The 23,873-nt window shown below is 39.5% G+C and carries 18 protein-coding genes; 5 read left to right on the top strand and 13 right to left on the bottom strand.

Annotation, left to right across the window (positions count from 1 at the left end):
- Position 1: 1 nt before the first annotated feature.
- The 8 genes from BN986_RS03800 to galU form a co-directional block, all read right to left on the bottom strand.
- A complete protein-coding gene (locus BN986_RS03800) occupies positions 2–1,936 on the bottom strand; it encodes a glycosyltransferase family 2 protein (protein ID WP_074435608.1) in 1,935 nt (644 codons plus the stop codon).
- A 29-nt stretch (positions 1,937–1,965) separates the two neighbouring features.
- Positions 1,966–3,585 carry an ABC transporter ATP-binding protein gene (locus tag BN986_RS03795; protein WP_052400614.1) on the bottom strand — a complete coding sequence of 540 codons (1,620 nt, stop codon included), beginning with the start codon at positions 3,583–3,585 and terminating at the stop codon, positions 1,966–1,968.
- A gap of 150 nt (positions 3,586–3,735) precedes the next feature.
- The gene (locus tag BN986_RS03790; protein ID WP_040978309.1) at positions 3,736–4,512 is read right to left on the bottom strand and encodes an ABC transporter permease; all 777 of its coding nucleotides are present in this window, start codon (positions 4,510–4,512) and stop codon (positions 3,736–3,738) included.
- 161 nt (positions 4,513–4,673) lie between these two features.
- Positions 4,674–5,450 carry a glycosyltransferase family 2 protein gene (locus BN986_RS03785; protein WP_040978307.1) on the bottom strand — a complete coding sequence of 259 codons (777 nt, stop codon included), beginning with the start codon at positions 5,448–5,450 and terminating at the stop codon, positions 4,674–4,676.
- A gap of 14 nt (positions 5,451–5,464) precedes the next feature.
- Entirely contained in the window at positions 5,465–6,589 is a 1,125-nt protein-coding gene (locus tag BN986_RS03780; protein WP_040978306.1) for a glycosyltransferase, read from the bottom strand.
- Positions 6,590–6,840: 251 nt separating this feature from the next.
- Positions 6,841–7,965 carry a glycosyltransferase gene (locus BN986_RS03775; RefSeq protein WP_040978305.1) on the bottom strand — a complete coding sequence of 375 codons (1,125 nt, stop codon included), beginning with the start codon at positions 7,963–7,965 and terminating at the stop codon, positions 6,841–6,843.
- A 220-nt stretch (positions 7,966–8,185) separates the two neighbouring features.
- Positions 8,186–9,433: an Rpn family recombination-promoting nuclease/putative transposase gene (locus BN986_RS03770; protein ID WP_052400613.1), complete on the bottom strand. Its 1,248-nt coding sequence runs from the start codon at positions 9,431–9,433 to the stop codon at positions 8,186–8,188.
- A 147-nt stretch (positions 9,434–9,580) separates the two neighbouring features.
- The gene (galU, locus tag BN986_RS03765) at positions 9,581–10,462 is read right to left on the bottom strand and encodes a UTP--glucose-1-phosphate uridylyltransferase GalU (protein ID WP_040978304.1); all 882 of its coding nucleotides are present in this window, start codon (positions 10,460–10,462) and stop codon (positions 9,581–9,583) included.
- A 149-nt stretch (positions 10,463–10,611) separates the two neighbouring features.
- Between galU and BN986_RS03760 the strand changes: the two genes are divergently transcribed.
- Positions 10,612–11,922: a nucleotide sugar dehydrogenase gene (locus BN986_RS03760; protein WP_040978303.1), complete on the top strand. Its 1,311-nt coding sequence runs from the start codon at positions 10,612–10,614 to the stop codon at positions 11,920–11,922.
- A 44-nt stretch (positions 11,923–11,966) separates the two neighbouring features.
- On the opposite strand, the gene BN986_RS03755 is transcribed toward BN986_RS03760, so the two are convergent.
- Complete coding sequence (locus tag BN986_RS03755) at positions 11,967–13,076, bottom strand: glycosyltransferase family 4 protein (RefSeq protein ID WP_040978302.1); 1,110 nt, start codon at positions 13,074–13,076, stop codon at positions 11,967–11,969.
- Positions 13,077–13,389: 313 nt separating this feature from the next.
- Between BN986_RS03755 and BN986_RS03750 the strand changes: the two genes are divergently transcribed.
- The 3 genes from BN986_RS03750 (at position 13,390) to BN986_RS03740 (ending at position 15,264) form a co-directional block, all read left to right on the top strand.
- On the top strand, positions 13,390–13,809 hold the full coding sequence (locus BN986_RS03750; protein ID WP_040978301.1) for a hypothetical protein: 420 nt from the start codon (positions 13,390–13,392) through the stop codon (positions 13,807–13,809).
- Positions 13,810–13,960: 151 nt separating this feature from the next.
- Entirely contained in the window at positions 13,961–14,713 is a 753-nt protein-coding gene (locus BN986_RS03745; protein ID WP_040978300.1) for a threonine/serine exporter family protein, read from the top strand.
- A gap of 107 nt (positions 14,714–14,820) precedes the next feature.
- A complete protein-coding gene (locus BN986_RS03740) occupies positions 14,821–15,264 on the top strand; it encodes a threonine/serine exporter family protein (RefSeq protein WP_040978299.1) in 444 nt (147 codons plus the stop codon).
- Between the two features lie 132 nt (positions 15,265–15,396).
- On the opposite strand, the gene BN986_RS03735 is transcribed toward BN986_RS03740, so the two are convergent.
- Positions 15,397–16,260 (bottom strand): Rpn family recombination-promoting nuclease/putative transposase, encoded by an 864-nt coding sequence (locus BN986_RS03735; RefSeq protein WP_040979158.1) that lies wholly within the window; start codon positions 16,258–16,260, stop codon positions 15,397–15,399.
- Positions 16,261–17,466: 1,206 nt separating this feature from the next.
- Between BN986_RS03735 and zwf the strand changes: the two genes are divergently transcribed.
- Entirely contained in the window at positions 17,467–18,942 is a 1,476-nt protein-coding gene (zwf, locus tag BN986_RS03730; protein ID WP_040978298.1) for a glucose-6-phosphate dehydrogenase, read from the top strand.
- A 52-nt stretch (positions 18,943–18,994) separates the two neighbouring features.
- Here the strand turns inward: zwf and BN986_RS03725 are convergent, their stop codons facing one another.
- From BN986_RS03725 to BN986_RS03715, 3 genes are all read right to left on the bottom strand, one after another.
- Positions 18,995–19,288 (bottom strand): hypothetical protein, encoded by a 294-nt coding sequence (locus BN986_RS03725; RefSeq protein WP_040979157.1) that lies wholly within the window; start codon positions 19,286–19,288, stop codon positions 18,995–18,997.
- Between the two features lie 310 nt (positions 19,289–19,598).
- Positions 19,599–22,670, bottom strand: a complete 3,072-nt coding sequence (locus tag BN986_RS03720; protein WP_040978297.1) for an efflux RND transporter permease subunit — start codon at positions 22,668–22,670, stop codon at positions 19,599–19,601.
- Positions 22,671–22,673: 3 nt separating this feature from the next.
- A complete protein-coding gene (locus BN986_RS03715; RefSeq protein ID WP_040978296.1) occupies positions 22,674–23,540 on the bottom strand; it encodes an efflux RND transporter periplasmic adaptor subunit in 867 nt (288 codons plus the stop codon).
- Between the last annotated feature and the right edge of the window lie 333 nt (positions 23,541–23,873).

Here is a 23,873-nt window from a genome sequence, read left to right as displayed (position 1 = left end):
TTCAAGACAACTCTTTTCCCCATAATCGGTTGGCATATGCTTGTTCAATACCTGATGCCAAAGTCGTATTTTGGATTTCCTTCTGTATTTGTTCATTGGCAGGAATCCATACTCCCAACTGACCAAAATAACTTTCAATATGCTTTGCCGCGTTGTTTAGATCTGCCTGGCTGTCCGGTGTTTCTGTCAGAACAACCTCCAACTGCTGCGTCGTCAGAGTGGGTAAGTACTTTTGGTGATACTGATAAATGGTCGGCTTGATGCATACTGTCTTTTTCGCATCAATCTTTTCCCCGTAGACAAGCATCTGCAGGCGATCGCCATCGAGTTTTTGACGAATCGTTTCTTCTATTTTTTTCGGCATAGTGAAATCATAGGCGCTGATTTGCACTAGTCCAATTCGATCGGCTTGAGTTTGTAAACAATCATTAAATACGCGCCAATCCGCTTCGTTCAACGCACGAAAATCACCAGCAATGACTAAATCAAACTTCCGGACGCCATCTGTTTTTTCTTCCTTGACCGGCCACATTGGTTCGGGCACGGGATAAGGACGTTCAGTCATTGGATAGGCGTAGCGGACATCCTCTGCCCTTTGGTGATGATCTTCCAATGATTCAACATACTCTTTACGGACACCCATAAAGAAGCCATTATAGCCAAATGCAGAGCTCCCTGTTAAGGAGGTGACAGCTTGACGCGGGAGAGATAGCGGCCCAGAGGCTAAATCAACATAAGCCCGTGTACCAAAGGTTTTTAACAAACGGCGTTTAAACTCACCGTCTGCGGCAAATCGCACGCTATCCCAGAAGCCGACTTTCTCGATAACAGGCTGTCTGCGAAACATAATCGAAGACATATTTGGGAAGATATATTTCCCCGGCGTCCCCCGGCGATAGAGCGTCATCTCTTCGGTGATCCTCGCATGTTCCGACGTATTGGCAATCACATCTTTATTTGCTAAGAGATGCTTTGCTTGGATCTCCAGTTTGGAAGCATGCGACCAGTCATCTGAATCATTGACTGTCACGAATTCGCCGGCTGCTGCTTCCAGTGCAATATTCCGTGCAATGTAAGGACCGCTGTTTTGCGGAGTTTGCAATACTTTTATCCGGCTGTCTTTCGCTGCATATTCCTGCACAATTTCTAATGTATTATCTGGACTATGGTCATCCACAATAATCAATTCGATGTTTTGCCAGGTCTGTTCCAGAATCGATTCAATCGCTACTCTGATTCCATCTCCGGCATTATAAGAAGGGATAATGACAGAAATAAGCGGTCCGTCCTTGATATCTTCATGTGTTTTGATGGTATGGAGCCCGTCATATTGACCTGTGTCATCAGTGGCAATGGTATCCAGGTCATAGAGAGAGAATGCTTTATTGATATAGGTAAACCGGTCCTTTATATCCGCCTCTAAGTTCGCTAAGGCAAGGTAAATATCTGCATGCTCTGCTGCTGTTAAAGCGTCTGATAAGACTTGGCACGCTGCTTCCCGCTCACCAACTTCATCAAGCAGCTCTGCTTTAATAATAGCAATCCGGCGCTTTTGATCCGGCTGTACTTCCCCTTCTTCTGCCAAAGGAATATATTCTAATGCAATCGCAGCATCCTCTGCATTATACTGATTCGCATGCCAAAGGACCTTTTCCCAGGCAGCGATTCTTTTCAAGGCCGGGTCATTTGTCTCCTGGATATAGGCTTCTAAATCCTCCAAGCCCTTGTCGATAAAGCCCAAATTATATAAATGATACTTTATTTGTTTCAGACGCTGTCTCTCTGCCTCTTTTTTCCCAAGCAAAACACGCTTAATCGTATCTTTTTGCTGGTTGCTTAATATATTTAGAAGATATTTACGCTGCTTCTCTCCTAAAACCGAGTAGATAAACCAATCTACCGGTTCTGCCACTATTTTTTTGATAACTCCTGCCATTATGACACCACCATTTTTCCACTAATCCTTTATTTCTGTTCTACACTTTTTGTTTTTGCAGCATTCGCTCTAACAGGCTCTTTTACATTAACGGTTCTTGCGTCTTTCTTTATTGGTTTTTTCTGGACGCCCATGGCTTCACGATATTTTGCGACAGCTTCTTCTGCACTGCCATCAAATTTCACTTGGCCTTGTTCCATCCAGATTCCTCTTGTACATACTTTTTCAACAAATCCCATGCTATGCGAAACGATAATCACTGCTTTGGCATGATCCATCATTTCCTGAATACGGACACTGGCTTTTTCCTGAAAGGCAAGGTCCCCTGTTGATAAGGCCTCATCGACAATAAATACATCCGGCTTTAAAATGGCTGCAATACTGAAGCCAAGCCGTGATTTCATTCCTGCCGAATAATGCTTTACCGGCTTATCGATTGCTTTTCGGATCCCGGAGAATTCAATAATCTCATCATATTTTTCATCGACACGTTCTTTCGGAATTCCTAATAACATTGCATTTAGATAGATATTATCTGTTCCTGTTAATTGCGCATTAAATCCTGTACCATAGCCAAGCAGGGAAGATGTCTGTCCGTTTACCGTCATGGTTCCTTCATCGGGCTTCAAAATATTTGTAATGGTTTTACAAAGGGTACTTTTACCCGCTCCATTATGGCCGATAATCCCGACAACTTCTCCTTCTTTAATATCAAAGCTGACATTTCTTAACGCCCAGTAGTCTTCTTTTTTATTTTGAAGCTTGAACGAGATACCAACATTCTCTGCCTTTACAACAGATTCCTTCCCGACCGATGTTTCTGTCTTCGTGACATTCAAACTGCGCTTTTGCCTTTTTTGACGCGCAACAGGCGGAACCGTTTCTTTATAATGTTCAATGACTGTCTTGGGATCCCCAATTTCTTTGACATAGCCATTGTCCAGCCAGATTAACCGGTCACAGTTTTTTTGAGCATAGCGCAAACTGTGGGTAACAATAATCACTATTTTGGCATTTGCTACTAACTGCTTCAGCTTCTCAGATGCTTTACGCCCAAATTTCACATCTCCTGTATTTAACGCTTCATCTAAAATAAGAATTTCCGGCTGAAGATGGGACGCAACACTGAAACCAAGACGTGCCTTCATCCCGCTGGAATAATATTTCATCGGCTGGTCAAAAAACTCCCCAATCTCGGAGAATTCATGAATGTCTTCTATATAATCATGAATAAGCTGCTTGTTAATGCCAAGCATCATTCCATTTAAATAGACATTTTCTCTCCCTGTCAGTTCTTTATTAAAGCCCATGCCAAAGGAGAAAAGTGCTGTGACATTGCCGTCCACGTTCATGATTCCCTCATCCTGCGTTAGAATGCCGGTAATAATCTTGCTCAACGTTGTTTTTCCGGCACCATTTGAGCCGATAATTCCTAAAATCTCTCCTTGATAGCCAGTAAACGTAATATCTTTTAGCGGCCATACCAATTCTTTTTTCTTCTTGTCTTTTTTCTTTTTAAAAAGATCAGTCAGGGTAGATTTCAAATCGTCGGCATGCCGGTTATCATGAAAGGATACGGAAATGTTTTTTGAAATAACAACTTCTTCCTTCGACTGCTTATCGATTTTTTCATTATCATGAGTTGACATAATAAAACCTCTTTTTATCGCACGATAGTTGATTGTCTGAACCATGGGACATGGTGCAGTATTCCATAAAACCCTCTCCTGGAAGAGAGAGGGGTGTAACTTGTACTACGTGCTTGATTCATTCCATGATGCTGAGAGTGCATCATAGACTTACAATGCTTTAATAATCTTATGTTCGTTTTTACTGTAATAATTAATCATATAGACACTAATCGCTAAGCTGGCAACGAAAATAATACCTAAGCCCAGAAAGTCCGGCATCTGGTGATACATTAAAATATCACGGTAGGATGTTACCATAATCGCTATCGGATTAACATCGACAAAGAAACTATATTCAGGCGGCAGACGCCCGCCTTCCCAGATAATTGGTGACGCGTAGAAAAAGAGTCTCGTCACGTAACTGAGCAAATTGTCAATATCCCGGACAAATACCGTGATATAGCCTAATACAAGTCCCAGCATTAAGTGGAATGTTAGCTGGATTATAATAAGCATTGGTAAAAAGATAATGTGCCAATCCGGGAAAAATCCATATCCTATTAAAAATCCTGCCATCACAATTAATCCAAATCCAAAGTTAAATAACTGTGTCATGGTAAAGGATATGGGAAATATTGATTTCGGTAAATAGACCTGATTAATAATCGAACTGTACCTTAAAATCGATTTAGACGCGGAATTCATGCTGGTTGATACCCATCTCCAGACGACTAAACCTATAACCAGAAATAATCCAAAATTGTCTGTGCCGCGATCTAAGATAATAACGACTAAAAAATAAAATACGAGTACGTTTAATAGCGGATCAAGTAGCCACCAGAAATAACCGAGATAGCTGTTTCGGTGCTCCGCCTTCAGTCCGGACTTTACGAGATAGAATAGTAAATCCTTTCTCCGTAAAATCTCTTGTATATAGTTTTTCATTATAATTTGACACCGCCTAATTATTACAACACTCTTCACCTGTAGACATACTGTAGTTGTCCTTTATGAAAAGTGGCTTTTTCAATCCTATCATTGTCAGGTGTTTCCTTATTAAAAGGTTTCCTGAGCTTAGTTGCTATTATACACTAAAATAATAAATCCTACTTCTTTGCATTCCATTTTAGCAAATCCCTGAGAGAACGGGCTACGTAATGGGAGAAGTAATAAATGGTTTGAGGAAGAGGTTGTTTCTCTACTTCCCTAAATACATACCAATTTCTTTTTGCTGCTTTCCATTTATTGCTGGAGATGGAATTCCCGACCAGGCGATACCTTGCCAGGACTTCTAGAAGCCCATAAGCAAAGTGACCGCTTCTGGTGATTTCCAGCCAAAAAGCATAGTCTTGTCTCGTACGGATATTTACCATGCGCCGTTCGCCAATTCTCTCCCGATCCAGCATCACGGTCAAGCATCCGATAACACAGCGCTTCATTAAATCTTCATACGTAACGGTTGCCGGTGCTGTACTGACCGCGCCGGTATCCGTACCATCTTCATTCATACGTACATATTGTGTGAATGAAAAAGCAACTCCATTATCTTGCATAAATACAAGTTGCTTTTCCAGCTTTTCAGGCAGCCATAAATCATCGCTGTCTAAAAAAGCAAGATAACGCCCTTGGGACTTATCCATAGCTGTGTTACGCGTAATTGCTGAGCCTTGATTTTCATCCAATACGGTTAAATGAATACGGTCATCCTTTTCGGCATAGCTTTTCACGATTTCTGCTGTCTGGTCTGTCGAGCAATCATCGACAATAATCATTTCCCACTCCGAAAAGCTTTGAGCCTGCACGGATTCAATCGTTTCTGCAATAAACCGTTCAGAGTTATAGGTTGGCGTGATGACAGAGATGATTGGTTTTTTCTCTCCCAAGTTATTCACCTACTTTACTTGTGCAATAAATGCTGGTATATGTTAATTAGTTTTTCTTCTTCCTTGCCCCAATTCAATTGTTCCTGGACAGCTTTTTTACCGTTTTCGCCCATTTGTTTCGCCTCATCTGGATGGTTTCTTAAATAATCCAGCGCATCCTTTATTTCCTGTTCATTATGCGGATCAACGGTAATGCCACATTGATACGTATCAATAAAGTTCTTCCAAACAGGAAAGTTCGAACAAATAATTGGAATTCCTGCATTCATATACTCGAAAAACTTTGTTAACTCTTTCTTCATATAATGCTCGGTTTCCGGAAAAATCGCAACCCCTGCTAACCAATTATGATTCAGGTAGGCTTGTTCAATTTTTTCTTTCGGAATATATTGATTCACACCTGTGATATAAATCCGGTTCGCTTGGTCTTTAGCAATGCGATAAATTTCCTCTGCGAATTCGATGGAACATTTTCCAATATAATTCATTGTTATTTTTTCATCTATTAAAGGCAGCTTTGCGTGCAGAAATGCGCCACGCACATCTGTTACGTTACCTGTATAAATCAATTTATCTTCCGCTTCACCTTCACGCTGATGCTTTAAAAACGCGGTATTTACCATTGGATAATTTAACACACAATCGCCATCCGGATAAATATCCTTATAATATTTCTCGGCAAGGATGAGCTCCATCTTTTTCGTGAAAAATTGCTCCATTTTTTTATATATCTTCGCAGCAAATTTTCGAACAGGTTTTGGTAAATACTCTTTTTGCAGCATACTCGTGATATAGTCTTCATGAATATCATAAATCACATGATTCCGGTTATTTTTGAGCAGCCATGCTACCGGCAAAAGTTCCGGGTCATGAAAGTGGTACACATCGGCATCTAATTTTTTCGCCTGTTTATAAAGCGTCCAAGCTCCTTTGGTCATACGCTCCCATCTGCTCGTATAATCTTTGATGGGAATATGCTTGATGCCACTCTCCTTATCCACACCTGCTTCGGTTTCTTTTGCAATTAAGTATACGTCGAATCCAGCTTTTTTTAATGATTTACATTCCTTATGATAAATTCTCGGATCATGAGGATGATGTACTGTTGTTAAATGAACAACACGTTTTTTTTCATTCATTGGAGCTGTCCTCTCTATTTGTTATTCATCGTTATTGATGTGTGTTCAAAAAGGGCGATAAATAGGACCAAGTCGGCTTAGTTCGCGACGTCCTGTCGCAACGCCGACACTAGCACGTCGTGTGCGTCGAAAGTTCAAGGCGACGAGATTTTTTCGAACGGAGCGTATGCTTTATAATACGTGAGTATCGAAAAAATCTCGTCAACGCAGAAATTCGCCGTGTCATTTTTATTGGACTTTTTGAACATCCTCTATTGATCAATCGTTTGATTAAAGAGCTTCTCGTATGCTTTGACAATCTTTTCTGCACGAAAGGATGCTGCTCTTTCCCATCCTTTTTCCGTGACTTGGCTTCTTTTTTCAGCCTTCCAATTTAAAACTTCTTCCATTTGTGCAGCAAGTGCATCTGCATCTCCAACCGGAGTTATTACACCATATTCCCCATTATCCAGCACTTCTGCTGCGCCTGGTTTGGCCTCTGTGGAGATGATCGGAATCCTGGCAGCAAGCGCCTCTGTCAGCACATGCCCAAAGCCTTCTCTTTTGGAAGATAATACGAAAATATCCGCCTGATTAAAATAAACATATGGATTTCCCTGAAAGCCTGCAAAAAATACAGCATCTTCTAGATTCAATGCGTTGACTTGCTTTTTCAGCTTCTCTTCCAGCTCCCCCTCACCAAGAATAACAAGGTTCGCTTGGATGTTCTTGCGCAATGTTGCAAAAGCATTAATTAGTGTCGCTTGGTCTTTATCATCTACCAGACGCCCTGCTGTAATAATCACTTTTTCGTTTGGGTTATTAAATATCGTTTGATATTCCTCAGCAATCTTGCCTTGCTTCATCAACGTTTCTATATTTTCCACATCGACAGGGTTATAGATAACCTCTACCTTTTTAGGGTTTACTTTGTAGTTTTGAATGATATTCTGCCTTACCCCTTCTGAAAGGGCAACGACTTTTTTCGAAAATCGATAGGCCAATCCATATAACTTCAGGTTCGCATTAAATTTTCCTTCTGTTCCTAATAATGCTGCTTCCCGGACAATATTTTTTGCTTTATGACCGGATAACAGTCTTGCTGCAATAGCAATGAGGTTATAGTTAGGGATGGTACTGAAAACAATATCAGGTTTTTCCTTTTTAATGATTTTGGAAAAAGGGATAATTCCCGAACGCAGTCTTCTGGTCGGCAGTTTTATAATGGCGATTTCTTCTTTCAAGTATTTTTCATAATCTCCTTCATAATTCAAGGTAATCAATGTCGGCTCAAACTGATCTAAATCCATGTTATTTAATAGATTTAGCATCGTTCTCGCCGCTCCGCCGGACCCTAACTGATATATAAAGAAAAATATTTTTTTCTTTTCCCCCATTTTTTTCATTCCCCTGCAAAGTAATTTGTCGATATTTAACCCAGAAGCATTATAACATAGGGGTAAAAATAAATAAATTTTCGACGGTAACTATTTTGTGAAAAAAGGCTTGATGCTGCTTGTTGAAACATGAAAAATGAAACAAAGGGATGAAGGGCTTTGTTTCATTAGTAGTGATGCGTTATGAACTTTTTATTGGTATATGATATACAAAAAGAAGCTAATTCTTATCTTTACTTATATCTTCTAGAATTGTTTTGACTTCCGCTTCCGTTAATCCTGTATTTTGGATGACTACTTCAAAAGAAATTCCGTTTTCTAAAAATTGACGGGCGACTGCTTTTACAGCATTATGGCCAGCAAGTGCTGTTCTTTCTTCAAGTTCCAGCCGCTTTTGCTTTTCTTCCGCAAATCTTACTTTCTGCTGTTCATAATTTTGTTCTGCTATTTCTTTTTGTTGTACTGCTTCTTTTCTTTGTTGCTCCGCCTCTTCTCTTTGTTGTTCTGCTACTTCTTTTTGTTGCTCCGCCTCTTCTCTTTGTTGTTCTGCTACTTCTTTTTGTTGCTCCGCTTCTTTCCTTCTCTGTTCCGCTCTCTCCCTGCTTCTTAATCGCGATTGCTCATCTAAGATTTGTTTTAGACGAGCCTCATATTCTAAACGTTCTTCCTGTGTGCGGCTCAAATCTTCCCAGACTCTCATGGCAACATCTAAAGATTTATCACCCACTGCAATCTCCTCCAGTTCACGAAAAATATCTTCATAAAAATAATTTCTCTTTTTATCAACAACCCCTAGTAATAACAGCCACCGTGTTAAAAGGTCATCCCAAGGATTTAGTTTATCTTGTTTCCAAGCTCTTATAAGCTTTGGTATTTCAACAAAATGATATTCTTGCATCGTTGTTAATCGAATTTTTTCAGCAATATCATATAAATGAAACATGGTATGAAATGCATCTGTCTCTTGAAACATTTCAAAATTCATAATATTAATGGTAATAACCGGATTCAATTCATCGTATTCTTGGCCCGCTTCCAGTTGCCAATTATAGATACGGGACCAATAAAATAAAGATCTTTTTTCTATATTATACTGATTATTAAATTGGATTTCTACATTAATCCATTCTTTCGATTCTGTTTGAACGAGTACGTCTAAACGACCTTTTTTATCATCAATATATTCTCCTCCTATTTCAATATTTCTAAAATAGAGTTTTTGAATTGGATCTCTTCCAGCTTGAATAAGAAAAGCGTTAAGAAAGACAACTGTAATATCTTTATTGCGCTCGTTGCCGAAGAGTTGTTTAAAGGCATAATCAATTTTTAAATCCATCAGCTGATGTTCATCAATTTGACGAAGCAGTTTATTTGTTCTAATTTTTCTTCTGCTATCATTCCCATACTTCTCTTGGTCTTCAAATACATGTTGAGAAGTTAACTGTAATGTTTTTTGCGGGGAATTCATTTTCATCATCCTTTAATTTTAGTGGAAGACTTACAATGATGAGGGTCTATATACAGTATACCAAACGTACGTTCTATTGTTAAGTGTTTATATCTTTTTATTTCACAAAAAATGCAGACCCCAATCCAGCCTGCATTCTCCTCATACTTATTCTTCTTCCTCTATTTTCGCTTTCATATATTTCAACACATCCGCTTTTAAATCCGGTCTTGCAAGCGCAAAGTCAATCGTTGCTTCTATAAAACCAAATTTATTTCCTACATCATACCGTTTGCCCTCAAAATTATAAGCAACCACCTCTTGCTTCTGATTAAGCTCTTTTAAGGCATCTGTCAGTTGGATTTCATTATCCTTCCCTGGCGCGAGCGTCTTTAAAATAGGAAAAATCTCCGGTGTTAAGATATATCTTCCCATAATAGCCAGGTTAGACGGTGCTTCTTCTGCTGCTGGTTTTTCCACAAAATCATGCACAAAACTCGTTCTGCCTGTTAACTCTTCCTTGTTTTCCGAATCAATGATGCCATACTTTGATACATTTTCCCACGGAACAGAATGAGCTCCAATCACAGTCGTGTGATGCTCCTCATAAACATCAATCAGCTGTTTTAAGCATGGTTTTTCCGATACAACAATATCATCACCAAGCAAAACAGCAAATGGATCATTTCCAATAAATGCACTCGCACAACCAATTGCATGCCCTAAACCAAGCGGTTCTTTTTGACGAATATAGTGAATGTTTGCCAGTTTCGAGATGCTTCTAACCTCTTCTAATATTTCCAGCTCTTGCTTCTCCTCTAATTTTTCTTCCAATTCATAGGATTTATCAAAATGATCTTCAATCGCACGCTTGCCTCTTCCAGAAATAATAATGATATCCTCTATTCCAGAGGCTGCTGCTTCCTCAATAATATATTGAATCGTTGGTTTATCAACAATTGGAAGCATTTCCTTAGGTTGCGCCTTCGTTGCAGGTAAAAATCTTGTTCCAAAACCTGCTGCGGGGATAATTGCTTTTTTAATTGCCATACAGCATCCCTCCCGTTTATTTTATTGATATGAATAGCATACAGAATAAGTCTAACTACCATTTACTATACATCTAATTTAGATAATTGTATAATATGGAACAAGTAGATGTTACATGAATTTACATTTTAAAAAGGCAGGCTAAATAAATGAATCTATTTCAACAAATTCAAGATAGAAAAGCAAAGATTTCCGTCATTGGTCTGGGTTATGTAGGGCTGCCCCTGGCAGTAGAATTAGCAAAAAAATATGATGTGGTCGGTTTTGACCTTAATGAAGCAAAAATAGCGCAATATCGAAAAGGTGTCGATGTAACAGGAGAGGTTGGCACGGATGCTTTAAAAGAAACTACCTTGGAATTCACAAGTGCTCCAAGTGATCTTAATGATTGTAAATTTCATATTGTCGCTGTACCTACACCGATTAATTCCGATAAAACACCGAACTTAAAACCTGTTATTTCAGCAAGTGAAACGGTGGGACAACACCTTTCTAAAGATTCTATTGTAGTTTATGAATCAACCGTATATCCTGGTACAACGGAAGAAGTTTGTATTCCTATTTTAGAGGAAAAATCCCATCTAGAATTCGGCAAGGATTTTAAAGTAGGTTACTCACCAGAACGAATTAATCCTGGTGATAAAGTAAACACACTTGTTACCATTCAAAAAATTGTATCTGGCTCTGATGAAGAAGCATTAAAAGAAATTTCTGCTTTATATGGTTCGATCATCCAAGCTGGCATCTTTGAAGCAAAATCCATTAAAGTTGCAGAAGCTGCAAAGGTCATTGAGAATTCACAGCGTGATATTAATATCGCTTTTATGAATGAGCTTTCCATGGTCTTTAATAAGATGGATATTGATACCAAGGATGTCCTCGAAGCAGCCGGAACGAAATGGAACTTTTTGAAGTTCACCCCTGGTCTTGTTGGCGGGCACTGCATTGGCGTAGACCCTTATTATTTCACTTATAAAGCAGAACAACTTGGCTATCATTCGCAAATTATTTTAGCTGGGAGAAAAATCAATGATGATATGGGCAGATATATTGCAAGCAGCATCATCAAAAAAATGATCAAGTCGAAACTCCAAGTGGATGGAGCGCGTGTAGCTATTCTGGGGCTGACGTTTAAAGAGAATGTTGCAGATGTACGTAATACAAAGGTCAATGATATTGTCGATGAATTGACGGAATATGGTGTCGATGTGCTGGTTCATGACCCAAAAGCAGATCCTGAGGAAGTGAAAGAAGTTTTCGGATTTGAATTAGTTTCAGATAGTGGATTAACCAATCTGGATGCCGTTGTTTTAGCTGTACCACATCAAGAATATCAGGAATATCAGGTAAGTGACTTCCATCCAATGTATAGAGCAGAAGAGAAAGTATTTATTGATATTAAAGGAGCTTACGGCAGAGATGCTCTGGAAGCTGAAGGTTTTAAATACTGGAGCTTATAAGGAGCAAAACGCTTTCCGAATATCCAAAAAGCAGTGACATGCGATCAGTCACTGCTTTTTCTTGATTTCTTTCTTTTCTTAAACGGTTTAAATAGAAATGTTTTGATACGTCGAAGCATCGTTACAACAGGTCTTCTTCCTCCCATAACAAGCCCGGCCAGTTCCGCAAAAATATGTAGTAAAAATATCATTACAGCTGTAAAGACAAGCGAAATTGCTAGATCCGCTTCAGAAAACAGAATCCCAATCACCCCGAACAATGCACTGAATAAATAAATGATGACTACCGTTTTGGGATGACTATAACCAGCATCAATTAATTGATAATGAATATGGCGTCGATCTGCTGTCATGATGCTTTCCTTATTATATAAGCGGCGAATCATGGCAACCAGTGTATCAAAAATCGGCACTGCGAGTATTACAATCGGGATGATGAAACTAAAGAAGGTAATGTTTTTAAACAAACCTAAGATGGAAATTATGGCAATGATATACCCCAGCAGATTCGAGCCAGTGTCCCCCATATATATCTTGGCGGGATAAAAATTATGATATAAAAAGCCAATATTTGCTCCAATAAAAGTAATACATAAGTAAGCAACCAGTACTTGTGTGTCTACGATCGCCATGGCAAAGATACTAATCATCGCAATCGTTGTCACACCTGTGGCCAGACCGTCTAATCCATCAATTAAGTTAATGGCATTGGTAATACCAATAATCCAAAAGAAAGTAAGGACTGGTCCTAAAAAGCCAAGCTCAACGACACCTAGAAGTGGGATCGTAATACGCTCAATGATCAGACCAGCATAAATAAGTAAACTTGCAGCGACGATTTGTCCCGATAATTTAATGAGAGGGCGTATCGTGTATTTATCATCGAGTGCCCCGGTAATCAAAATAATAAGTGAGCCGATCAAAATTTCATCAATAAAGACATGTCTTGGCTGCAAATAAAGCATACCAAATAATGCCCCAACAAAAATAGCTAATCCACCTAACCTGGGGGTAACCTGTTGATGTATTTTTCGATGATTTGGTTTATCCATTGCTCCTATTTTCACTGCTAACTTTTTTACTGGAAACGTAATCAGTAAAGCCGTTATCGCAGAAATTAAAAAGGCTATTGTTAAATCTACATAGTTCAGCATAGTATTCTCCTAAACCTTACAATTCGTATACTCCTGGTTCAGTCAGAAGGAATAAAAGAAATAGAGGTATATCTCTATCCAAAATCCATGATATTTCCTTTATTTCTTCCTAATTTCGACATTATTTCCTGCCGACTTCTTTAAATTATATAGGACTCTTACTAGATTGCGCAATGATTTATCCAATTATTCTTTAGGGAACTTTCATGACAGGGATTTTATTCAGATGGAAATAGGTCATGTATATCTTTTATTCAGGATAAGGTTTGTGGTACATTCATTAGTAAATAAGTTTTTATAGGAGGTGTTTGACGTGATTTTGTATATTTATGTATTAGCAGCTGCTATTGCTGTGTTAGGAATGATTGGTATATTTCGTACGACATTAGATAACATGCTGACAGAGCCTGAAAAATTCCAAGCGCTGTTAAGCAATTTTTTCGTCAAGGTTTCCATGGTTGAAATTTTGCCGATTGGCATGGTTATATTAGGCTATGTTTTTTCATCCAATGAACCGTTAAGCATGACAGACGCTATTATTCCAATTGTGATTATTGCTATTTTAATGATTTTTAATATTTTTTACATCTTTTTACAACGTTCTCCCGCTGGAAATGTTGAAAACGAACTCAAGCAGCGTATTCAATCATTTATTTTTATAACAATGGCTTTAGCTAATGCGATCCCTATTGTTGCTATTGTTTTTATCTTTACTTCGATTAATTCATCCTGATGTGTTTTTCTTGCATCAGGGTTTTCTTTTTACTCTTTGGCTAATAAGTATAAGTTTGTTCGAAATTTGGGTTTATCGCTTTATTTCGCAGCTTGGTTTACCCTATAATGATAGAAAGTTATCGTTTTGAATCGGAAGTGGAGGTTATGTTTTGAGTAAGCAATCTGTTACAGTAGAAAAAATTTGTTTATTGGCTGGAAAAATCATGCTTGCTTCTGGAGCGGAAACGTATCGGGTAGAGGATACAATGGACCGGATTGCACAGTCTTATGGTATAGAAAACCCTCAAAGCTATGCTACACTAACCGGGTTACACTTTTCTCTTGATTATACAGAAAGCAGCTATTTCTTACGGATTACGAAGCGAGCTACAGATCTACATAAAATTGATGATGTGAATCAGCTTTCACGGGAAATTGTAGCACATCAGATGCCTCTGGAAACAGCTTATCACAAGTTGAAGGCTCTAGAAAAAAATGTGCCGACTTTTTCTTTCAGTTTCCAAGTGCTTGCAGCAACGCTGGTCAGCGGATGCTTCTCCTTAATGTTCGGCGGTACGTGGCCTGACTTCTTACCAGCTTGTCTTGCTGGAAGTATTGGCTATTCTACGATGATTCTTTTTGATAAAATCATTGAAATCCGCTTCCTGGCAGAGTTTATAGGAGCATCCTTTATTGGTTTAACGGCTGCATCTTGTTTTCTGCTTGGCTTTGGCGGAAGTTTGGAAATGATCATTATCGGCGCTGTAATGCCGCTTGTCCCTGGCCTCCCCATTACCAATGCAATTCGTGATTTAATGGCTGGTCACCTGGTTTCCGGCGTTTCGAAAGGAATTGAGTCATTGCTTACTGCGGTGGCAATTGGTGCTGGAATCGCGATGGTTTATGGCTTCTTTCCAGTCTGATTGCTGTAACGACAAAGGAACTTCTGCTGAAAAGACCGGCTTTACAAGGCTTGGCATACGCGAATGCCGACACATTCTGTAAAAGTTTGATTGGAGGGTAGAATAAGATGTTAGAAATTATTGTTCAACTTGCTGCCAGTTTTATTGCGTCTGCAGGCTTCGGGGTATTATTTAATGCTCCTAAAAAGTCATTGATTCCATGTGGTCTTGTCGGGATGTTTGGCTGGATTTTCTTTTACACCCTGAGGGAATTTCATATCGACATCGTTGCTGCAACCACATTTGCGGCAATTCTTGTCTCCATTCTCAGTCAGCTTTGTTCACGCATTCTAAAACGGCCCATCATTATCTTCACTGTATCCGGTATTATCCCGCTGGTTCCTGGCGGAGTCGCCTATAATGCGATGCGGAATTTCGTTGAAAATGATTATAATACAGCGATTCAGCTCTCTGCCCAAGTGATGTTGCTGGCTGGAGGCATTGCGATCGGTTTAATGTTTTCCCAGGTTATTAATCAAATCATGATGAAGCTGCAAAAGGCGAAGCTATAATTTGCTTTGGCGTTTTTTATATTGATAAAAGAGAGGACACTTTCACTAATTGCATTTTTTCATTTCTATGTAAAAAGGGAGCTCATTTATATGACGGCTCCCTTTTTTACATAGTGCATACAAACGAATAACCTATTCTGTTTCCTTACCCGCAAGCTTTTCAATTGCTGCTTCGCTATATTCAGTGATTTCTGCTATTTCACTAATGGGCATCCCTTTTGCTAACAATTTCAATACTACTTCCTGTTTCCCCTTCTCTATTCCTTCTTCTATCCCTTCCTGCTTTCCTCTCTCAAAATACGAATTCGGCAGCTGCAAAACCACTTCTTTTTCCTCTTCTGGCAAGTTTTCCATTTTCTCCATCATTTGTGCTTCCTCCTCTTTGTTTAGTTTTAAATAAGTCTCGAAATAACCGTATAAGAATTCCATTTGCGCCGGGTTAATTTTCATCCGGGTAATCATACGCAGAAATTCTAATTTCACCTGGACGCGCTCATGTTCTTCATAGCCCATCTGACTGAGTAATGCGGCTGCGGCGGGGTTGTCTGATTTAATATATTCTCTCCAGTTTTTCTTTCTTAATTGTAATTTCAGATAATTAAATTGAAGTACTTCCTGGGGAGGTGTGTTCATTTTGAATTGAGTTGGTTCTTCTTGTTCCCTATTATAACTCAAAACAGCGATGGGTTGAATCGGTTTGCGGTGTTTGGCGTAGAGGTAACTGAAATAAAGAAACATTCTTTCAGGGAAATCCGCTTCGTGGGTGGATTGGGCTTCGGTGTGAATATGCAGGATTTTGTCCTCATGATGCAGCTTTACTGCGGCGAGAATATCGATTTCCTTCTTGGGGCCTTCGAAATAGTCCAGGTAAACTTCCTGCTCGAGGAAAGTGACGTTGGAGAAATCAATGTAGGAGTACAGACCGGGGAAAAATCCTTCGATGAATTCTTCAAAAAACTCTTTGATCAGCTTTTTCATCAGCCGATCATGCTTCATGTAGTCTGCTTTTTCTTCAAGTATAACTGGTGCTGTAAACAATAGAACACTTCCTTTCTTTGAATTATCTTTATTTTAACAATTATTTTATAATAAAGCTAATCTTATTTTATTTACTCAACTTCCGCCCATTACATTTCCATAGAAACAGAAGTTGATTGTTCCTTTGATAACTCCCTAGATAAAGGATAGAAGGTGGAGTGTAAAGCACCGCTGCGGCGGACCGTTTTGCTTTCCTAGGGGCACGCTCTTCAGCTAACTTTTGCCAAGAAGAGCACTTGGCAAAAGTGGATCTTCAGATGGTGCTGATCCCTCAGGAGTCAAAACGGTCCGCCTCCGCTAGTTAGGTGTTCTATACGTGGAAAATAGCTCGCCAAATTTATGTTCGATCAGTTAAAATATATTTTTTATGCTGCATGGTAAAATGTTCCGCCAAGATTACTTTCTGTGCATGAAAGCTACTCTTGATGTTAGATATTCATGCTGTCATGATTGATTGTTCAGGGGAAAGCTGCTATTTCATCAAGCTTATCAAAATGTTATTTCTTTCATTCGCTGTAGAATCCTATCAGAGCGCAGGCCAACCACGTAGACTCCTCTTAAGTAGTTTGCAGGCTAAACCCGTGACTCCTGGGGTTGCGATTACTCACCCCATCAAAACCCGTTGTTGCAACGTCTGCACTAGTACGTCCTGGGACTGCGATTACTCGCCCCATCGAAAACATTTGTACGTCGGAAAGCGGAGTGGTTGGCCGGAGCGGAGCTATGCACTATCATTAGTTCAAAAAAAGCTGATTTAACTAAAAAGCAAGCATGGTAATGGAGAATATGTTCATACTGAAATAGCAAGATATATATGCTTATTCTTAGGTACGATAGTTGAGTTATTTAATAATAATTCCACTATTTACAATATGCTCCATTTAATTTCTGAAAAATTAATTTATTAACTCTTTTTTAGAGGTAAATATATTGACAAAGCTACTGCTCATTCTGTAAAGTAAATGATTAATCCCCTTCTATCTTTAGGGAATTTTTAATGTTTTCAAAGGTATTCAAAAGCTTCATCAAAATGATGTATCAATTTTTAATATGATATGGAGCAGCTAATATATTTAAGAGGCCAGCTTACAAGGTCTTTTCTCCGTTTTTGAGTAAGTCCTTTTAAACATCTTTACAGAAACTAAAGAATTGAGGAATCTAATCATGAGTGAAACTATACAACCAAAAGCAACAATTGTGATTTTTGGAGCAACAGGAGATTTGGCAAACCGTAAACTATACCCTTCCATTTATCGCCTTTATAAGAGTGGTAAATTAGATGAGAATTTCGCTGTGATCGGGCTTGCCCGCCGTGGATGGAATAATGAAATCATACGTGAAAAGGTAGAGCAATCGATTCAAGGATTAATTTCAGAAGGAGAAGACATATCTGAATTTACTTCCCACTTTTACTATAAATCATTTGATGTAACATCTACTGAGTCATATACCGATTTAAAATTTATGGTAGAGTCTCTTGAACGAGAATACCATACAGGCGGTAACCGTCTGTTCTATTTAGCGATGGCTCCTGACTTTTTTGGAACCATTGCTAATCAGCTGAAGGACCACGGTTTAAAAGAAACATCCGGCTGGACGCGGTTAGTGATTGAAAAACCATTTGGACACGATTTAGCGTCTGCTAAAAAGTTAAATAAAGAGCTTCAGGCTGCTTTTGAGGAAAATCAAATCTACCGTATCGATCACTATTTAGGAAAAGAAATGGTACAAAATATTGAAGTTATCCGTTTTGCGAATGGAATCTTTGAACACTTATGGAATAACCAATTCATCAACAATATCCAAGTAACCAGCAGTGAGACACTTGGTGTAGAAGAGCGCGCACATTATTATGATACATCCGGTGCAACAAGAGATATGATTCAAAACCATATGCTGCAAATGGTTGCCTTGCTTGCGATGGAGCCGCCGATCAATCTCAGCACCGAAGAAATCCGTTCGGAAAAAATCAAGGTATTGCGTGCTTTACGTACCATTAAAGAAGATAAAGTCAGCAAGTATTTTGTCCGTGGACAATATGGTGCTGGAAACATAGGCGGAGAAAAAGTTATTGGTTATCAGGATGAAGCAGATGATTTAAAAGATTCTGCAACAGAGACTTTTGTTGCCGGGAAGCTGGTTATCGATAATTATCGCTGGGCTGGCGTTCCTTTCTATATCCGGACAGGAAAACGGATGAAAGAAAAATCTACCAAAATTGTTGTGGAATTTAAAGATATTCCAATGAACTTGTATCATAAAAAAGATGATTTACGTAATCCGAATTTACTGGTTATTAACATTCAGCCAAACGAAGGGATTACCCTTCATTTGAACGCGAAGAAAACAGGAAATGGCAATTTAACAGAGCCTATTCAGCTTGCTTATCATCAAGATGCTGATTCCGGCATCAATACACCGGAAGCATATGAAAAGCTGCTCTATGACAGTATGCTCGGCGACGCAACCAACTTTACACATTGGGACGAGGTAGCATTGTCATGGGAATTTGTTGATCGTATTTTGGCAAGCTGGTCTAATAAAAAACCAGATTTTCCAAATTATGAATCTGGATCTATGGGACCGAAAGCTGCCGATGAATTACTTGAAAAGGACGGCTTCCATTGGTGGCCTGAATAAGTTTTATCTACATGAAGAAGCCTTTTGCTGATTGAGAGCAAAAGGCTTCTTTTTAATATCTTTTCGGTTGAAATACAGAAATAATCAACACAATACTTGTCAGCCAGTGCAGCACCATGCCAACAAGCGGGATGAATCCAATAATGCTTGTAATAATTCCTAAAACACTCCCGGCAATCCACCTTCTATCACGGCTGGCAAGAAGTAATGTAATAATATGAAGAACCAGCATGACAAATAATGGTGTATAACCGGATCCCATAATATATATGCCACCAAAGAGCGGGATTCCTAATAACCCCTCAAATATACCCGTTATTAATTGCATCACTTGGGATATTGCCATTTTATCTACCTTCTTTCCCTGTCCTTTGTCTTTATCATACCCGATTTTCGATATGAAATGAATTCCGGCCATTCTCCATCAGGGAACAGCCGGTTCTTATGCTGTAATGGGCTATTTTAACATAAAACGATACTTCACTCAGTGGGAGTTAGCGTCTGTTATCTCCCGCCTAAATAAATTTATTTTTACGCTTTATTTGGAGGCGGGAGTTTTACGGACGGTTCTCTGTGATAAAAAGGGCAGCTCTTTCATGACAAAGAGGTTTCACCTCAACGCCACCAAGAGCTGCCCCTTTTCTTATTCCTTCACATTAACTTTTGGCTGCTTTCCTCCGTTTTCTTCTTCCCGTTACTTTCTTCGTCATATTATCAAAGATGAGATAAATTACTGGAACAAAGAATAAGGTGAAGATACTGGAAACTGTAAGTCCAAAAATAATTGTAACGGCTAACGGCTGCTGCAGTTCTGCTCCTTCACCAATACCGAGTCCTAATGGAATCATCGCCAGAATGGTCGTGAGCGATGTCATCAGAATCGGGCGCAATCTCGAGCGTCCCGCTTCAATAATAGCTTCCAGCCGGTCCATGCCCCGTCTGCGCAGTATATTAATATAGTCGACAAGTACAATGGAGTTATTTACAACAATCCCTGCGAGCATGATAATGCCGATAAAGCCGGCGACACTAAGAGATATATTTGTTATAAATAATCCGCCAATAACCCCGATAATGGTTGTTGGTAAAGCAAACATAATAATAAATGGCTGCAGGAGATTTTCAAATTGTACAGCAAGCACGATATACACTAAGAAAATGGAAAAAATCAGTGCTATTCCAAGCTCTATAAAGGCTTCTTCCATATCTTCTGCCTGACCGCCAATACTATAGTTATAGCCTTCAGGGAAGTCCATTTGACCAAGCTTTGTTTCAATATCTGCTACGACGCTTCCTAAATCACGGCCAACTACTCCTGAACTGACATTCATTTGTGCTTGTTGATTTTCTCTCAGGAGCGTCTGAGGTCCCTCTGCCTGTTCGATCTCGACAAGTTCATCCAATGGAACCGTTGCTCCGGATGGTGATTGTATACTGCTGTCTAACAGGTCTTCGATACTTGTACGTGTATCTTCCGGATAAGAAAGACTAATATCGATTTCCTGCCCTTCTTCCCGATACTGGCCAACTACCTGCCCGGAGAATTTCATTTCTAGCTGACTGGTAATTTGCGATCCGGAAAGTCCATAACTGGATGCCGCATCCTCATCTACCCGAATTTCCATTTGCGGGATACCATCTTCTGCTGTGGAGGAGGTATTGGTTACTCCTTCAATCTCTTCCATCTCCGCAAGGACCTGTTCTGATAAATCAATCAGTGTATCATTTTCTGGTCCGTTTAATTGAATCGTAATCGGATCTCCCATTTCCATGCCGCCATCCATCGCAGAGGCTGCGATATCTGCACCTGCAATATGCTGCACACGTTCATCAATTTCTACCATAATCTGTTCTGTCGACCGGTCGCGTTCAGATGCCGGTATTAATTGCAGCGTATACGTCGATTCATTCATGCTTCCTGTAAAGTCGGCAGATCCGATGGTTACATAGCTGACCTCCATGTATTCCTCGTAATCCGCTAAAATATCATCTACTTGTTCTGTCATACTAATTGTATAGTCTAAGCTGCTCCCTGGCGGTGTTTCTACCGTAATTTGAGCTTGGCCCTGGTCTGCGGAAGGCATAAATTCCATTCCAATCCGCGGAATCAGGAAGAGACTGCCGATAATCGCTAAAATCGTTACCAGGACGGTTGTTTTTCTAAACCTCAGTACTTTCTCCAGCCCTTTTCCATAACGTGTTTTCATCCAGTTTAAAAATCTGTCAAACCAGTATCTTTTTCCCGATCCTTCCATAACATTTGCCAATAACTTGGAAGAAAGCATTGGAACTAAGGTAATCGCAACGACTAAAGACGCTACTAATGAGAAAGATACTGTCAATGCCAACGGTGTAAATAAGTCAGATGACATTCCTTCTACAAAAACAATTGGTAAAAATACGACTAAGGTCGTTGTCGTCGAAGCAATAACCGCCGGTGCGAGTTCAATCGACCCTTTAGTTGCCGCTTCAAACAAGCTGTAGCCTCTGCGCCGGTAGGAATAAATATTTTCTAAAATGATAATCGAACTATCCAGCATCATTCCAATTCCTAAAGCTAATCCTCCCAGGGATAGAACATTTAATGTCTGTCCTGTAAAGTACATTAATACAAAGGTTGCGATAATCGCTATTGGAATCGATAATCCAATCACAATAGTTGCCCGGATGCTCTTTAAGAATAGGAGCAAGATAAGGAAGGCGATTGCTCCGCCTATTAGAATATTATTCATAACCGAATCAATGGACATCTCGATAAATTCAGAGGTATCAATGATGGTTTGTAAATTCAGACCTTCTGGTAAATCGTCCATAATTCCCGGCATTGCATCTGTAATATTGGATGCTACCTCCACAGTATTCGCATCTGTCTGCTTCATCACTGATAAGACAAGTGCATGTTCGCCATTTACCATTGTTTCAGAAGAAGCATCTTTAAAATCATCCTGCACGGTTGCGATATCCGAAATACGGACAACCCCACCTGCTTCTGACTGAATTTGTGTATTTTCAATCTCTTCTATGTTGTCAAATTCACCAATGACACGAATCTGCAAATCTTGGTTCCCCTGCTCTACCGTACCAACGGAAGAAGAGCTGTTTTCACTTCCCAGGGTATCCATCACACTTTGAGGTGATATGCCATATTGTTCTAAGCTTGCTTCATCTAATTCAATTTGAATCTCTCTTTCTAAGCCGCCTTCAATGGTGACAGAGGCAACTCCTTCTTGTCTTTCAAAGAAAGGAACGATTTGCTGGTCTGCTATTTCGGTTAACTCGGCCAAATCCTCACCTGTTAAGCCTAAATACATGACCGGAAGCGAATCTGGACTGAAGCGAAGAATATTCGGGTCTCCTGCTCCTTCAGGTAACATTCCTTGTACTTGATCGACTTGTTCTCTCACATCCAATAATGCCTGGTCTAAATCCGTTCCATTTTGAAACATCATCATCACCATGGATGATCCAGATTGGGATTGGGATTGAACGGTATCTATTCCTTCTACTGCACTTACTGCTGATTCCAATGGTCTACTGATTGAATTCTGTACATCTTCTGGTGCTGCATCTTGATAATTGGTGGCTACAACAGCTACCGGCAAATCTATTTCAGGGAACAGATCAACCGCAAGATTACGCAGAGACATGAATCCTAAAGCAAGAACAGCTAATACAATCATAATGACGCCAATTGGTCGTTTTACGGAAGTTTTTATAAGCTGTTTCAAAATCTATTCCCCTTTCACGACTTCAACAGGATCGCCATCTTCTAATCCGGATTGACCTGTTATTACGATTTCTTCTTCTGCTTCGATATCTCCTTCGATTGCCGTTTGCTGCGATTGCATACTAATCACAGAAACCTCACGTTGTTCTACCGTTTCATCATCTGTTACAACAAACACAAAGGATTCCCCTTCGTTTTCTACAACAGCTTCTGTAGGTACGATGAGAGCATCCGATTCCACCGTTTCGTCTACCACTATTTTAGCAACAGCTCCAGAGACAAACGATGCATCTCCAGCCTCAAATGTTGCGGTAACCGGATATAATCCAGTATCGTCCGGAATCCGGTCCATATTTGTAATGGTCGCTGTCTTTTCTTCTCCACTTGCTTCTACAGTCACTTCATCATCGATATCCAAAAGTTCAAGTATGCCTTCTGAAGCACTGCCTGCAGCTTTCCATTCCTCTGTATCTGCTATCATTATAAATGGCTCTTCCGGATCTATGTTTTCGCCCTCTTCAGCCTGGATTTGAATGATTTCTCCAGCTTCAGGTGCATCAACAGACTGTGTATTGCCATCAAGGGTTAATTCGGCAATGGTATCATTTTCTTCTACTGTATCTCCAACACTCACTTCCAGGGTGTCTACTTCTAAAGGCTGTTCGATCATAATTGGGGTCGTTTGGGAAGGCTCCATCCGGGCATTAAATGTCCTTTCCCGCGTTAAATTTCCTTCTTCCACTTCTTCCGTTTGGACAGAAGTAATTACTTCCTCCTCGTTTTCTTCAGCGGATTCATTATCTTCTTCTGTACATGCCGCTAAAACAAACAGCATAAAAAATAACCCAATTGCTCCAATACTCTTTTTCATGGTTATGTACTTTCCCCTTCCATCATTTATATAGAGACTGTCTGCTCTTTTTTTAATGATTATTTATTCTTTACCTAGTACGAAAGTGACGCTTCATTTGTTTCAAATTATCTCCATTTTAGTATATCTGTTTCAAAATACCCTCGCAAACTTGGTCTGTGCCTATTCGCAGAGTATCTATCATGTATTTGAAAAAGGTTCACATTTGTTCATTTTTCTTCATCCGCCCCAGACAAATCCCATCATGACATTTTCTTTCCTTTTTCCTCAAAACATCGACAAAAATATTACAATCCCTAAACTCGTAAAAAGAAATATGAAGCTATCCAGTGA

Source organism: Oceanobacillus jeddahensis, assembly GCF_000750635.1.
GTDB lineage: Bacteria > Bacillota > Bacilli > Bacillales > Amphibacillaceae > Oceanobacillus > Oceanobacillus jeddahense.
Note: the sequence above shows the minus strand (reverse complement) of the source record. Positions and strands in the feature narration are given on the sequence as shown.

What these genes read in the sequence shown, in the direction of transcription:
- BN986_RS03800 (WP_074435608.1), bottom strand. Translation starts at nt 1,936, where the DNA reads ATGGCAGGAGTTATCAAAAAAATAGTGGCAGAACCGGTAGATTGGTTT.
- BN986_RS03795 (WP_052400614.1), bottom strand. Translation starts at nt 3,585, where the DNA reads ATGTCAACTCATGATAATGAAAAAATCGATAAGCAGTCGAAGGAAGAA.
- BN986_RS03790 (WP_040978309.1), bottom strand. Translation starts at nt 4,512, where the DNA reads ATGAAAAACTATATACAAGAGATTTTACGGAGAAAGGATTTACTATTC.
- BN986_RS03780 (WP_040978306.1), bottom strand. Translation starts at nt 6,589, where the DNA reads ATGAATGAAAAAAAACGTGTTGTTCATTTAACAACAGTACATCATCCT.
- BN986_RS03775 (WP_040978305.1), bottom strand. Translation starts at nt 7,965, where the DNA reads ATGGGGGAAAAGAAAAAAATATTTTTCTTTATATATCAGTTAGGGTCC.
- BN986_RS03770 (WP_052400613.1), bottom strand. Translation starts at nt 9,433, where the DNA reads ATGAATTCCCCGCAAAAAACATTACAGTTAACTTCTCAACATGTATTT.
- galU (WP_040978304.1), bottom strand. Translation starts at nt 10,462, where the DNA reads ATGGCAATTAAAAAAGCAATTATCCCCGCAGCAGGTTTTGGAACAAGA.
- BN986_RS03760 (WP_040978303.1), top strand. Translation starts at nt 10,612, where the DNA reads ATGAATCTATTTCAACAAATTCAAGATAGAAAAGCAAAGATTTCCGTC.
- BN986_RS03755 (WP_040978302.1), bottom strand. Translation starts at nt 13,076, where the DNA reads ATGCTGAACTATGTAGATTTAACAATAGCCTTTTTAATTTCTGCGATA.
- BN986_RS03740 (WP_040978299.1), top strand. Translation starts at nt 14,821, where the DNA reads ATGTTAGAAATTATTGTTCAACTTGCTGCCAGTTTTATTGCGTCTGCA.
- BN986_RS03735 (WP_040979158.1), bottom strand. Translation starts at nt 16,260, where the DNA reads ATGAAGCATGATCGGCTGATGAAAAAGCTGATCAAAGAGTTTTTTGAA.
- zwf (WP_040978298.1), top strand. Translation starts at nt 17,467, where the DNA reads ATGAGTGAAACTATACAACCAAAAGCAACAATTGTGATTTTTGGAGCA.
- BN986_RS03725 (WP_040979157.1), bottom strand. Translation starts at nt 19,288, where the DNA reads ATGGCAATATCCCAAGTGATGCAATTAATAACGGGTATATTTGAGGGG.
- BN986_RS03715 (WP_040978296.1), bottom strand. Translation starts at nt 23,540, where the DNA reads ATGAAAAAGAGTATTGGAGCAATTGGGTTATTTTTTATGCTGTTTGTT.